General features: G+C 49.2%; 10 protein-coding genes and 3 pseudogenes. 6 read left to right on the forward strand and 7 right to left on the reverse strand.

Annotation, left to right across the window (positions count from 1 at the left end):
- Positions 1–109: 109 nt before the first annotated feature.
- Positions 110–619 (reverse strand): annotated as a pseudogene (locus BM331_RS12220) (IS5 family transposase); the annotation flags it as partial.
- Positions 620–659: 40 nt separating this feature from the next.
- Here BM331_RS12220 and BM331_RS11445 point away from each other — a divergent pair.
- Together BM331_RS11445 and BM331_RS08575 are read left to right on the forward strand one after the other, a co-directional pair.
- Positions 660–1,457, forward strand: a pseudogene (locus BM331_RS11445) (IS5 family transposase).
- A gap of 15 nt (positions 1,458–1,472) precedes the next feature.
- Positions 1,473–2,376, forward strand: a pseudogene (locus BM331_RS08575) (IS1595 family transposase); the annotation flags it as partial.
- Between the two features lie 57 nt (positions 2,377–2,433).
- Here the strand turns inward: BM331_RS08575 and BM331_RS11870 are convergent.
- From BM331_RS11870 to recA, 6 genes are all read right to left on the reverse strand, one after another.
- A complete protein-coding gene (locus BM331_RS11870; RefSeq protein WP_011633888.1) occupies positions 2,434–2,580 on the reverse strand; it encodes a hypothetical protein in 147 nt (48 codons plus the stop codon).
- Positions 2,581–2,784: 204 nt separating this feature from the next.
- Positions 2,785–3,381 (reverse strand): Smr/MutS family protein, encoded by a 597-nt coding sequence (locus BM331_RS08580; protein WP_074929019.1) that lies wholly within the window; start codon positions 3,379–3,381, stop codon positions 2,785–2,787.
- A 5-nt stretch (positions 3,382–3,386) separates the two neighbouring features.
- On the reverse strand, positions 3,387–4,340 hold the full coding sequence (gene trxB / locus BM331_RS08585; protein ID WP_074928879.1) for a thioredoxin-disulfide reductase: 954 nt from the start codon (positions 4,338–4,340) through the stop codon (positions 3,387–3,389).
- A 39-nt stretch (positions 4,341–4,379) separates the two neighbouring features.
- Entirely contained in the window at positions 4,380–6,971 is a 2,592-nt protein-coding gene (gene alaS / locus BM331_RS08590; protein WP_074928881.1) for an alanine--tRNA ligase, read from the reverse strand.
- 17 nt (positions 6,972–6,988) lie between these two features.
- Positions 6,989–7,429 carry a recombination regulator RecX gene (gene recX, locus BM331_RS08595; protein WP_074928883.1) on the reverse strand — a complete coding sequence of 147 codons (441 nt, stop codon included), beginning with the start codon at positions 7,427–7,429 and terminating at the stop codon, positions 6,989–6,991.
- 2 nt (positions 7,430–7,431) lie between these two features.
- Positions 7,432–8,463: a recombinase RecA gene (gene recA, locus BM331_RS08600; protein ID WP_074928887.1), complete on the reverse strand. Its 1,032-nt coding sequence runs from the start codon at positions 8,461–8,463 to the stop codon at positions 7,432–7,434.
- Positions 8,464–8,715: 252 nt separating this feature from the next.
- Between recA and adk the strand changes: the two genes are divergently transcribed.
- From adk to BM331_RS11450, 4 genes are all read left to right on the forward strand, one after another.
- Positions 8,716–9,390, forward strand: coding sequence for an adenylate kinase (adk, locus tag BM331_RS08605; RefSeq protein WP_074928894.1), 675 nt, complete (start codon positions 8,716–8,718; stop codon positions 9,388–9,390).
- Between the two features lie 165 nt (positions 9,391–9,555).
- Positions 9,556–10,815: a 6-phosphofructokinase gene (locus BM331_RS08610; RefSeq protein WP_074928895.1), complete on the forward strand. Its 1,260-nt coding sequence runs from the start codon at positions 9,556–9,558 to the stop codon at positions 10,813–10,815.
- Positions 10,816–10,969: 154 nt separating this feature from the next.
- Positions 10,970–13,027, forward strand: a complete 2,058-nt coding sequence (locus BM331_RS08615; RefSeq protein WP_074928897.1) for a sodium-translocating pyrophosphatase — start codon at positions 10,970–10,972, stop codon at positions 13,025–13,027.
- A 335-nt stretch (positions 13,028–13,362) separates the two neighbouring features.
- Positions 13,363–14,136, forward strand: a complete 774-nt coding sequence (locus BM331_RS11450; protein WP_177217856.1) for a hypothetical protein — start codon at positions 13,363–13,365, stop codon at positions 14,134–14,136.
- Positions 14,137–14,235 lie beyond the last annotated feature (99 nt).

Genomic DNA, 14,235 nt, shown 5'->3' on the forward strand with positions numbered 1-14,235 from the left:
CATCCATTCGCATCAGCAGTGCCATCCTAAAGGCAGTCAAAAGATAATGAAAATTTTAAATTCTTATTTAGAACATAAGAAAAAATTATGTTTTATCCGGACAGTGTAGTCACAAGATATTTGTCCCAAGAGTGATACACCTGATTTGCACGGCAGTAAGAAAAAAAGAGGTATTTTTAGCATATCGTGCAGCAATACCACGCCATTTTTTTAGATGAAGGAAAGTATTTTCAAAGAGATACCTCAGTTTATACAATTCATTATCATAATGATCTTTGCATTTTCCGATTTTTTTTGGTGGAATAACAACGTTTATCTTCTGTTTTTTCGCCTGTTCAATAATGAATATTACTGTCATAACCGTGATCAGCCAATAGATAATCGGCATCGATTCCTTCAATCAGGTGGCCAACTTACGTGCAATCAGCAGTGGTACCTTGCGTGACAAGGATTCTGATCGGCATACCATGCGCATCCACGGCCAGATGTATTTTGGTGTTGAGCCTCCTTTTGTCCGGCTCATATCCTGATTACCACCTCTGGCTCCACTGGCATGGGGGTGAACCTTGCAGTGGCTGGCATCAATCATCAGCCATTCATAATCTGGATCATCAATCAGAACCTGTTCAAAGTCTCTGTAAATATGAGACACTTGGGAGATGAGAAACAGTTACCCGAGCGACATCAGTCACGAACAATTCGAGCTTATCAAACCTTTGCTGGAGAGCGCGCGCAGGAAGACCAGCCCCCGACGAATAGATCTGTACGAGGTTTTTTGCGCGGTGCTGTACCTGCTGCGTACGGACTGCCAGTGGCGAGCCCTGCCTAATGACTTTCCCAAGTGGCGCACGGTACACTCATACTGGGCCATCTGGAGTGAGTCGCGCGAGGGCGGTAGCCTGCTGGAGCAGGCATTAAAAAAATCAGGTTGGTGCGGCCCGAGAGAAGTTGGGGCGCAACGCCTGCACGTCATTCTTGATCGTGGACGCGCAGAGCGTGAAGAACACGGACACGGCGAGCCAGAAGGGCTATGACGCAGGCAAGAAGGTATCAGGCACCAAGCAAGCGTCATATCGCGGTCGATACCCAGGGTTTGCCGCATGCCATTGCGGTGACGACAGCGGAAGTGACCGATCGCAAAGGTGTGTTGCAGGCTTTTCAGCGTTGTCGTTCAGGCCTTGGCCGGGTGGTGGCGGTGTTGGCGGACAACGGTTATGTGGGGAGTCGTTTGCTCAAGGTGTACGCGATGTGCTGAGCGAGACTGTCGCGGTTCAGATCGCCAAGCGCGCAGTGAGTTGCATACCTTCGCCGTTATCCCCAAGCGTTGGGTGGTGGAGCGCAGCTTTGCCTGGCTGGAGAAGAATCGACGGCTGTGGAAAAACCGTGAGCACTTACTCAACACCAGCTGGCAGTTTATTCATCTGGCCTTCCTGGCATTAATACCCAGAAGATCATAAACAGGTTCTTAGGGCTTTGGTACGGAGGCGCAGTGCGAGCAAGCGCTGGAAGTTGCCAGCTGGTCGGATGGGCTTCACTGTCCACGCTGTAACAGTACTGCTTACTATGTCATACGTGATGGTATACGCAAGGTTTTTCAATGCAGAGCCTGCCGACATCAGACCTCATTGATTGCCGGGACAGTTTTTCAGGGCACTAAACTACCGTTGACCGTCTGGTTCTTGGCAATTTATCTGGTTAGTCAGGCCAAGACCGGTTTGTCGTCCCTGGTGCTCAAGCGTCAGCTGGGAGTGAGCTATCCTACGGCATGGTTGATACACCACAAACTGATGCATGCGATGGCCAATCGTGAGGAGCGCTATGTCCTTGATGGCAAAATCCAGGTCGATGATGCTTATCCTGGTGGAAAGCGTGCGGGTGGAAAAGTGGGCAGAGGTTCAGAGAATAAGGTGCCCATTATTGCCGTTGACACCCGCTGTGCCTCTGACTGAGGATGACCACTCTTTGCGCGTGAGGCTTACCCCAGTCTCAGAACTTATGCTGGAGGCAATTTCAGCCTGGGCAAAGGATTGTCTGGCACCAGGCAGCACGGTACTCTCGGATGCCTTGGCCTGCTTTGGTGCCGTTACAGAAATTGGCTGCAGTCACCATTTTACAGCTATCACCGGACACAAACCAAAGGAGACTCCCGAGTTCCGGTGGGTCAACACTATACTCGGTAATCTCAAGACCAGTTTGTCAGGTTGTTACTATGCTTTTAACTTCCGCAAGTATGCCGCTCGCTATCTTGCCGCCTTCAGTTACCGATTCAACCAGCGTTTTGATCTTTGCTCACTCCACGAACGATTGCTGATCGCCGCTGCTTCGACCACTCCGCAGCCCTTGCACTCTATTCGGATGGCTGACGTTCGTTGCTAATCAGGTCATTACAAAAGCAGTTTCTGACTAACGGGGATAGTTACGTCTTAAAGATGATTACTTGTCATAAAACGTAACTATCCCTGTATCCACATCGTACATTCCACCTTCCAAAGCAATTTCCTTGTTATCCAGCAAAGTAGTCAGATTGCCCAGTTTGATACCGTGGCACGCGCCCTTGACTGCACCACATTTGGAATTCACCTGTTTCTCAATATCACTCCTGCATGTAGAAAAACGATGATAGCCATTTGTGAATCGTTCGATACAAGGCCCGGGGAGGGTTCAATACTTTATAAAAAACAGGTAAAAAATTTCTGTATGTTGGATGCATGTCGAGCAAAGGGCGACGAAGCGGTAGGGCTATTTCCAGGTTTCCAGAAACAGATAAACGATCAACTGCAATTTTCAGGGTGACTTATCCGCATTTCTCAAAAGAACCAGTACAGCGCCACTTCCCCCATGTTCAGGCAGTGCCTGGCAAAAAGCGAGCACATCATCATGGTGCATCAGCCAGTTGCCTGTCAGAATTTTTAGTACCGGTCTGCGGCTCTTTGAACTGAGTCCTCTGCCATGAATAACCCGCACACAGCGATATCCCTGCAGGATGACATTCTCCAGAAATGCCACCAACACCCGGTATGCCTCATCCCGATTTAACCCATGCAGATCAAGCTCACCCTGAACAGGCCAGTACCCGCGCCGTAGCTTGCGTAAGGTATAGCGCTGCAAACCGGGACGAATAAAAGACCATTCATCCCCATCCGCCACCTTTTGCTGATAATCATCAAGCAGACGATCCCGAACCTCTAACAAGGCTGGTGTATCAAGTTGAACAATCGGCTGCTGTCTTGATGAAGCAAGCGTAACTTTCCCGGTCTCGGCAAGCGGTCTAACTCCCTGCATAGCCTCGCGGAACAAGGCAGCATCATTACGGTTAGTTTCCTGACTGGATGACGGGTTACCCTCCTCCTCTACGCGTAAATATGTGGACAGAAAATTCATCGCATTCAACTGGATTTTTCAAGATATCTTTCCGCATCCAGAGCGGCCATACAGCCACTGCCAGCACTGGTAACCGCCTGGCGATAAATATGATCCTGCACGTCACCAGCTGCGAATACACCCGGGATACTGGTCGCTGTTGCATTACCCTCGTTCCCACCTTGCGTAATAATGTAGCCATTTCCCATTTCCAGCTGTCCCTGGAACAGATCAGTGTTGGGATGATGCCCGATAGCGATGAACACACCCTGCAAATCAAGATCACGTGCCGTATCGTCCCGGACATGACGAATGCGAACTCCGGTAACGCCACTGTCATCACCCTTCACCTCTTCCAGAACGTGATCAAGTGCCAGCTCAATCTTGCCGCTTTGTACCTTTTCCATCAACTTGTCGATCAGAATTTTTTCTGAACGGAACTTGTCACGACGATGTACCACAGTTACCTTACGAGCAATATTAGAGAGATACAACGCTTCTTCTACTGCGGTATTCCCCCCCCCAATGACAGCGACATTCTGATTTTTATAGAAAAAACCATCACAAGTTGCGCAGGCTGAAACCCCTTTCCCCATAAAAGCTTCTTCTGAAGGCAGCCCGAGATATTTTGCCGAAGCGCCTGTCGCAATAATCAGTGCATCACAGGTGTAGGTTCCCTGGTCGCCTGTCAGTTCAAACGACTTTCCTGACAATTTAGCAGTATGGATATGATCAAATATGATTTCAGTCTGAAAACGCTCGGCATGCTTCAGAAAGCGTTCCATCAACTCCGGACCCTGTACCCCGGCAACATCCGCCGGCCAGTTATCCACATCCGTCGTCGTCGTGAGTTGCCCGCCTTGTGCCATCCCGGTAATCAGCACTGGATTGAGATTCGCACGCGCAGCATAAATAGCTGCTGTGTAGCCAGCTGGACCGGATCCGAGAATGAGTAATTTACAATGTCTGGTTGTTGTCATAATTGAATAAGAAGTATCAGAATAATTTTTAATTACAGGTTAAAGATTGCGTTCCACCCAGCCCGTCACACTTGTCAGGGCTTGTGGCAGCTTGTCTGGCAGCGTGCCGCCGGCCTGTGCCATATCCGCACGTCCGCCACCTTTCCCACCCACCTGTTGCGCAACAAAGTTGATCAGGTCACCTGCTTTGAGCTTTGCTGTCAGATCATCGGTCACACCGGCAATAAGCACTACTTTATCGTCTTCGATGGTACCCAGCACGACAACACACGATTTCAATCGACTCTTGAAATTATCCAGTGTTTCACGCAGTGTTCTGATGTTCACATTTTCCAGCACTGCCGCCAACACTCGTATTCCCTTGATTTCCTGCGCCTGCTCAATCAGGGAAGAACTTTGCATGCCAGCAAGCTTCGATCGCAAAACTGCGATTTCCTTCTCTACTTGCCTGACATGATCCAGCACCTGAGATAACTTCAGAGCAGCTTCCTGTGGTGCTGCCTTGAGCACATCGGAAACCTGTTGCAACTGTTGTTCTTGTTGCTGTATGTAAGCTAACGCAGCCTCGCCCGTCAATGCTTCAATCCGGCGAATACCTGCTGCCACACCAGATTCAGCAACAATCCGGAAGAAACCAATGTCGCCACTGTGTTGCACATGAGTACCACCACATAGCTCGGTTGAAAAATCACCCATTGATACAACACGTACCGTATCACTGTATTTTTCACCGAATAATGCCATGGCACCTTGCTTGACGGCCTCATCATAGGCCATCAGTTGTGTCGCTACTTCATGATTCTTGCGGATTTGCATATTGACGAGATTTTCAATCTGACGAATCTCGTTTGCCTGCATAGCGCTATTATGGGAAAAATCGAAGCGTAATCTGTCAGCATCAACCAGTGATCCTTTCTGCGTGACATGATTACCCAATATCTGGCGTAAAGCAGCATGCAGCAAATGTGTCGCGGAATGATTGTAGGCAGTGTTGATTCGAGCAACTGGATTAACCCTGGCGATCACCCGATCACCTGTCACCAGCCGACCACTGCTCAGCATTCCAGTGTGGCCGAATACCTTGGCCTGGATTTTCTGAGTATCTCTTACGGTAAAAGTGCCGCCACCTGACAAAAGCTCTCCGCTGTCGCCGGCTTGGCCACCTGATTCCGCATAAAAAGGAGTTTGATCCAGCACAACCACAGCTTCTTCACCGGCCTCTATGAAATCCACACGGCTGCCTTCCTTATACAGCACCAAAATATGCGCTTCATGCTGCAATGTTTCATAGCCGTGAAACTTGGTTGGCAATCCGACATATTCAAGACTCGTTTGCATAGTGAATTTGCCGCTGGCACGTGCGCGATCCCGTTGTTGCGCCATACACACCTCAAATCCGGCCAGATCAATCCTGACCTCTCGTTCACGAGCAATATCCGCAGTCAGATCAACCGGAAAACCAAAGGTATCGTACAGACGAAAAACAACATCGCCCGAAAGCATATTGCCTTCCTGAGCTAATGCGGCTTCCAGCACTCCCATACCATTCTCCAGTGTTTCAGCAAAACGTTCCTCTTCCTGCCTGATAACACCAGCCACATGCTTCTTGGCAGCCATCAATTCTGGATAGGCCTGCCCCATGACATCAACCAGATCATCCACCAGCAAATGAAAAAAAGGCTGTTTCTGCCCGAGCCGGTATCCATGCCGAATGGCGCGACGCAGGATACGCCGCAACACATAGCCTCGTCCTTCATTGCCTGGAATCACATCATCCGTAATCAGGAAAGCACAGGCACGGATATGATCAGCGATAACCTTGAGCGAGTTGTTTGACAGATCCTGTTCACCGGTCACTCTGGCGGCAGCTTCAATCAAACAGCGAAACAGGTCGATTTTATAATTGCTGTGAACCTGTTGCATAACAGCCGCAATACGCTCCAAGCCCATGCCGGTATCTACTGATGGCTTGGGCAGCGGATGCAGTTCGCCACTGGCATCGCGGTTATATTGCATGAATACCAGATTCCAGATTTCGACATAACGATCACCATCCGCATCCTCCGATCCGGGCGGGCCGCCCGCCACTTCCGGGCCATGATCATAAAAAATTTCGGAACAGGGGCCACAAGGCCCTGTATCTCCCATTTGCCAGAAATTATCTGATGTTGCAATACGCACCAGCCGGGAAGGAGCAATCTTCACCTCATTCAGCCAGATATCTGCTGCTTCATCATCCTCCGCATAGACAGTTGCCCATAGCTTATCCCTGGGAATATTTAGCGGACCGGTCAGAAACTCCCAGGCAAACAAAATAGCATTACGCTTAAAATAATCTCCAAAGCTGAAATTACCGAGCATTTCAAAAAAAGTATGATGCCGTGCGGTATAACCTACATTTTCCAGATCATTATGCTTGCCTCCTGCCCGCACACAACGCTGGGCACTGGCGGCACGAACGTAAGGGCGTTTATCCTGACCAAGAAACACATCCTTGAATTGCACCATACCCGCATTGGTAAACAGCAAGGTGGGATCATTCCCTGGCACCAGCGGGCTGGATGGCACGACGACATGCCCGTGTGTCTCAAAAAAATCAAGAAATTTCTGCCTGATTTCACTACTTTTCATCCTAAAAACCTCACGACTCAATTCTCTATTTCCCTGGTATCACACAAAACCCTGCTGATCACTTCAGAAGGAAAGCCTTTTCCTGCCAAATAACGGATTTGCTTTCCCCGTTCTGCCGGAGTAGACGAGACGCCGCCAAATTTTTTGTACCAAAGCGCTCGTGCACAGGAAAATTCTGTTTGCTCAAAATCTTTCATGGCAGCTTCAATCAGATGATCGGTAATTCCCTTCATTTGCAACTCATAGCGTATTCGTTTGCTTCCATATTTACGACTGCGCGCATGGAGAATCTGCTCAGCTGCCCTTTCATCTGACAGCAGTTTTTGCTGCTCAAGTCTGTCAAGAATATTTTTTATTTCATCAAGTGTGTGCTCATGGCGCGATAGTTTTCTTTCCAGCTCCTGCCGCGAATACTCTCGTCGGACAAGATATCCCAGCGCGCGTGTATATAAATTCATCTTTATTCGTCGGGAGAAGGTGGAACAGCTCGATTATTTGTTTCAGCAAGATCAACTGCCGCACGTATTTTCTGTTCAATCTCACGTGCAAGATCCTTGTGCTCTTTCAGGTAGTCACGCACATTATCCCTGCCCTGCCCGATTTTCTCACCGTTGTAGGAATACCAGGCGCCAGCTTTCTCGATCAGTTTATGCAACACACCCAGTTCGATAATCTCGCTCTCGCGCGAGATACCTTCCCCGTACAAAATAGCGAAATCTGCCTGTTTAAAGGGAGGCGCAACCTTGTTTTTAACAATTTTAACGCGAGTTTCATTACCAATCACTTCATCCCCCCGCTTAATTGAACCGGTACGGCGAATATCCAGACGAACGGAAGCATAAAATTTCAGTGCGTTACCGCCTGTGGTTGTTTCCGGATTACCAAACATCACACCAATCTTCATGCGTATCTGATTGATAAAAATTACCGTAGTATTGGTTCGTTTGATATTGGCGGTCAGCTTGCGCAAGGCCTGAGACATCAATCTTGCCTGTAGTCCCATCTGCGGTTCACCCATTTCCCCTTCTATTTCAGCGCGGGGTGTCAGTGCCGCAACCGAGTCGATTACAACAATATCAACCGATCCGGATCGAACCAGCATATCCGTGATCTCCAGCGCCTGTTCACCGTTATCCGGCTGGGAAATCAGCAATTCCTGTACGTTAACGCCAATCTTTTGAGCATACTGCGGATCCAGCGCATGTTCTGCATCAATAAAAGCGGCTGTTCCGCCAAGCTTTTGCATTTCTGCTATCACCTGCAGCGTCAGGGTAGTTTTACCTGAAGATTCCGGACCATAAATCTCGATAATACGTCCGCGCGGAAGTCCGCCCACACCCAGCGCAATATCCAGACTCAGCGAACCGGTAGATACCACCTGGATATCTTTAGCCACATCGCTATCACCAAGCCGCATGATTGAGCCCTTGCCATACTGCTTTTCAATCTGCGCCAGTGCAGCCGTAAGCGCCTTATTTTTGTTTTCGTCCATAGCTATCCCCGAAAAAGACAGCCGAAATTATCGCATATTCAATCTGTAAAAAACGCCATCCAGCATCAACTACTATGCCAATACGCTAAAAGCCTCCAAAAACTTCAAGCCACTGGCTGCCCTGGGATATAATTCACAGCAAAATCCACAGGAAAGAATGCCGATTCGTCTGACACTGATTACTCACAAGACATCTACGGCACGCATAGCTTCAGGATGGTTAACATCCAGATAAAATAAAGGAGGCCAATCATTCGTATCATCTTACTGGGCGCACCAGGCGCGGGCAAAGGCACGCAAGCAGGTTTTATCCGCGAGCATTTTTCAATTCCACAGATTTCCACCGGTGACATACTCCGTAATGCTGTAAAAGCAGGAACCAAGCTGGGCATAATGGCAAAAAAAATCATGGAATCTGGCGGCCTGGTTTCGGATGAAATCATTATTGATCTGGTCCGCAATCGAATTGAAGAACCTGATTGTGTCAACGGTTTTTTGTTTGATGGCTTTCCCCGCACCATTCCTCAGGCCGATGCACTTAGAACAGCCAATGTACATATAGACTATGTCATCGAAATTGATGTACCTGATGCCGAAATCATAAAACGTTTATCAGGCCGCCGCGTACATCCAGCATCAGGTCGGATTTACCATATTACATTTAACCCGCCAACAGTTGCTGATCGGGATGATGTGACTGGCGAAGCGCTGGTTCTGCGTGATGATGACCGGGAAGAAACCGTGCGCAAACGTCTGCAGGTCTACCATGACCAGACTCAGCCATTGGTTGGATACTATCTCGAATGGTCAAACAGCAGCGATCCCGATGCGCCAGGTTACGTCAAAGTTGCCGGAACCGGCAGCGTGGAAACCATACAGAAAAATATTATCGTGGCGCTCAAACAGACAGGCCAAGCACTTCTTTGAATCGTTCCCTGTCCCAGATCATTTGCTGAGAAATGACTAAAGTAAACGCCGGGCAGATTGTAACTGCCTGATCAGGCAGCTGGTTTTTCAAAGACTTCTGCTGCGTGACATTTATTTATACGGTACGCGGACGAGAAACAAGTTTTGATCAACCAGGAGTGGAATATGACTATAAAAAATGCATTCTATGCCCAATCTGGCGGTGTAACGGCTGTAATCAATGCTTCAGCAGCAGGTTTACTGGAAACAGCACGCACACACCCGGATAAAATTGGAAACGTTTATGCCGGTCGCAATGGCATTATCGGGGCACTCACCGAAGACTTAATTGATACCGGCGCCGAATCCTCTGAAGCAATCCGGGCATTGCGCCACACGCCATCCGGCGCTTTTGGCTCCTGTCGCTACAAACTGAAAAGCCTGGAAGATAACCGACGGGAATACGAACGTCTGATAGAAGTATTCAAAGCCCATAATATCGGCTATTTCTTCTATAACGGTGGCGGTGATTCAGCCGATACCTGCCTGAAAGTCTCACAGCTGGCCGGTACACTCGGCTACCCAATCCAGGCAATTCACGTACCCAAGACGGTTGACAACGATCTGCCTGTCACAGATTGTTGCCCGGGGTTTGGTTCAGTCGCCAAATATGTGGCTGTTTCCATGCTGGAAGCCAGTTTTGATGTCGCCAGCATGGCCAAGACTTCAACCAAAGTATTCATTCTGGAAGTAATGGGACGTCATGCCGGCTGGATTGCAGCCGCGGGCGGGTTGGCTTCCAGTAAAGATCGTCATGTCCCAATTATCATCCTGTTTCCAGAAGTTATATTTGATGAAGAGAAATTTCTGGCCAAAACGGATCGTTACGTCAAGGAATACGGCTATTGTACGGTAGTGGTATCAGAGGGAGTGAAAGGAACCGACGGCAAGTTCCTGTCCGATCAGGGGTTGCGCGATGCGTTTGGACATGCGCAACTGGGTGGTGTGGCACCAGTGATCGCAAATATGGTCAGGAATGGCCTGGGATTAAAATATCACTGGGGAGTAGCAGATTATCTTCAGCGTGCTGCCCGGCATATTGCCTCCCGCACAGATGTGGAACAAGCCTACGCCATGGGCAAAGCTGCTGTGGAATATGCAATTGCCGGACACAATTCGGTTATGCCAACTATCGAACGTATCTCCAGCTCGCCCTATGCCTGGAAAACCGGCATGGCCGAACTCTCCAAAGTCGCCAATGTAGAAAAGATGATGCCAGCAGACTTTATCAGTGAAGATGGCTTTGGCATTACTGACAAATGCCGCGAATATCTCAGCCCTTTAATCGAAGGGGAGGACTATCCACCATACAAAAATGGACTGCCCGATTATATTCGGCTTAAAAATACGGCAGTTGCTAAAAAACTGGCCGAGTTCAAAATTTAATCTGTTTTGTTTTTTAGCAGCAAGAGCATATAAAATATACGTTTAAGCTATATATGCTCAGAGCTGTTCATGGTTTTGATTGTAGATTGATGCGGGGCTACCAGGCCTGGCTCCGTACGTATTTAGGATGGTCTGATTTTAACTGGAGTTCTTTATGGCAAACGGTTTAACGATTGCAATCTGCAGCGCGATACTTGCCCTGATTTTTAGCGGCCTGTGGATTCGGCGTATCTACGCACAACCCGCTGGTAATGCACGCATGCAGGAAATTGCAGCCGCCATACAGGAAGGTGCGTCGGCTTATCTCAAGCGACAATATCTGACGATCGGTATGGTGGGTATAGTTTTATTTCTGATTATCGGTCCGACACTTTCCTGGAATACAGCCATTGGCTTTGCGCTGGGGGCTATACTTTCCGGGCTGGCCGGTTTCATGGGCATGAACGTCTCGGTTCAGTCCAATGTCCGGACAGCTGAAGCCGCCCGCAGCGGATTGAACGAAGCACTTGCCATTGCCTTCCGTGGCGGCGCCGTAACCGGAATGCTGGTTGTGGGGCTCGGCTTGCTTGGTGTGGCAGGTTATTCAGCCCTGCTACTCAGTGGCGCAGATGAAAGCAGCAATATCAGTGCTCTCATCCACCCGCTGGTTGGTTTTGCTTTTGGTGGCTCATTAATTTCAATTTTTGCCCGGCTGGGTGGTGGTATTTTCACCAAAGGTGCAGACGTTGGTGCTGATCTGGTTGGTAAAGTTGAAGCCGGAATTCCGGAAGATGACCCGCGCAACCCGGCCGTAATTGCAGATAACGTAGGTGATAACGTGGGTGACTGCGCTGGAATGGCGGCTGACCTTTTTGAAACCTATGCAGTCACCATCATCGCTACCATGCTGCTGGGTGCCCTGCTGTTCCAAACCGAAACAGGCAATGCAGCGGTCTATCCGCTCGCGCTGGGTGCTGCATCCATCGTTGCTTCAATTATCGGCTGCTACTTCGTCAGGATGCGTGAGGGTGGCAAGATCATGAACGCTCTGTATCGCGGATTGGCAGTTGCCGGTGGAATTGCTTTCTTCGCTTATTTGCCAATAACCGTATGGTTTATGGGAGGAGCAACCCTGTCACTAGACGGTGTCGAAGTCAAGGGCGGCGAGCTGGTCATGCGTCTGTTTGCCAGCACAACGGTTGGCCTGGTCTTAACCGGTCTAATGGTTATTATCACTGAATACTACACCTCTACTGAATATCCACCGGTACAACATATCGCCAACGCTTCCACCACCGGACATGCCACCAACATCATCGCTGGACTCGGCGTGGGTATGCGTGCCACAGCTGCCCCGGTACTGGCAGTCTGTGCAAGTATCATCGTTGCCTACTCACTCGCCGGAATCTACGGAATCGCGATTGCTGCAACCGCCATGTTATCCATGACTGGCATCATCGTAGCACTGGATGCCTATGGCCCGATTACTGATAACGCGGGCGGCATTGCTGAAATGTCCGGCATGCCTGACTCCGTGCGTGCTATTACCGATCCGTTGGATGCAGTAGGTAACACCACCAAAGCCGTTACCAAAGGTTACGCGATCGGCTCGGCCGGCCTGGCTGCGCTGGTATTGTTCGCCGACTATACTCATGGACTGGAACATGCCGACAAACTGCTTACCTTTGATTTATCCAATCATCTGGTAATTATCGGGCTGTTTATCGGCGGCATGGTTCCCTTCCTGTTTGGTGCAATGTCGATGGAAGCAGTTGGGCGTGCAGCTGGCTCAGTTGTACTTGAAGTGCGTCGCCAGTTCAAAGAGATCCCAGGAATTATGGACGGTACCCATAAACCTGATTATTCCCGTGCGGTCGATATGCTGACCAAGGCAGCGATTCGGGAAATGATCATTCCATCTCTATTACCTGTGCTGATACCGGTGTTGGTCGGCGTTTTCCTCGGCCCGCAGGCTTTGGGAGGCGTCTTGATGGGCTCAATCGTTACGGGCCTGTTTCTTGCTATCTCCATGACTGCTGGTGGCGGCGCATGGGACAATGCCAAGAAATATATCGAAGATGGAAATTATGGTGGCAAAGGTAGCGATGCTCACAAAGCTGCTGTAACGGGTGATACAGTTGGTGATCCTTACAAGGATACTGCTGGCCCAGCTATTAACCCATTGATTAAAATCATCAACATCGTAGCGTTACTGATTATCCCACTGCTATAATCGGAAATCAGGCTCTACTGCTAAAAAAGCCCGCCAGATTTGGCGGGCTTTTTCGTATATCCTGCAAAAAAATCCATGCAAAAATAAAACTCTCTACTTATCAGCCAACATATCCAGAATCCTGGACTGATAATCTACAATAGCAACTCTATTCCACATTTTAACCATCGTACCCATACCTTATCCTCACTCGCACAAGGTTAAATAATTTTCAAACTAATTCTGTTGTCGTATCTGTTTATGAAAACTGACCAGCTCTGAAGTTATACGACATCACATACAAGATTATTGGACAAAATGTCTTATATATTACGTTATACGAAGGAAGAAAAAGAATGAGTGCAAAAGAATTTGCGTCGCAGCTTAAAGCAACGATCCAGGACATCAAAGGCAAAGGCACCGCTGCAATCTACTGCGACAACCTCATCGCATATCTCGACGAGGTAGCCAACTCTCCCTCGGTGATGGTCTCTCCGGCCGAGCTGGAGCAGTACAAGGCGCAGCTGCAACTCGAAGTAGAAAGAAACAAGAATGAACATGCTTCCGGTTTGGAGATGTTTAGGTCAGTTATTACCGCCGGCCAGAACGCAATCCGATCGTCATTCTTGTTGAACGGTGGCGCGGCGATCGCCCTGCTAGCCTTCATAAGCAAGTTGACGGAGAACCAGAAAGACAAGGTCGCGCTCTTTGCCGACAGCCTTAGCCCTTTCGTGCTGGGCGTCCTTGCAATAACGGTCACTTCCGGGTTTACGTACTTGAGTCAATGGTTCTATGCAACCGACGGCGGCGGTTGGAAAGTCAAGACAGGCCTCTGGCTCAATGTTGCCGCCATTGTCATCGGGTTGTCGTCCTACGGGTTCTTCATCTGGGGCATGTGCAAAGGCGTATGCAGGCTTTCAGACCTTCGTATAACAAGCCCATGCACGCGACGTGCGACACGTCGGGGCAGCACAAGCCAATCGCACGGTTTGAATCCAGCACGCCATTCACAGCGGCCAGCGTGGGCGAACGCTTCGACGATATCGGTTGGGAGCGATTGGACGGGGCAGGAAAGATTGCGTCACCATCGTCACCAAAACGGTATACGGTTCATTCCATCAAGCATTTAGTAATAGTTGAGGCTAATGTGTTAGTTGTAAAGTACTGCCTGAACCTTGAACTGTTCAACGGCCCAAGCCCTCCGGTTTGGGGAAACAAATGAAGTTGAG

It is taken from the genome of Nitrosomonas eutropha, from assembly GCF_900116685.1.
GTDB classification, from domain to species: Bacteria; Pseudomonadota; Gammaproteobacteria; order Burkholderiales; family Nitrosomonadaceae; genus Nitrosomonas; species Nitrosomonas eutropha_A.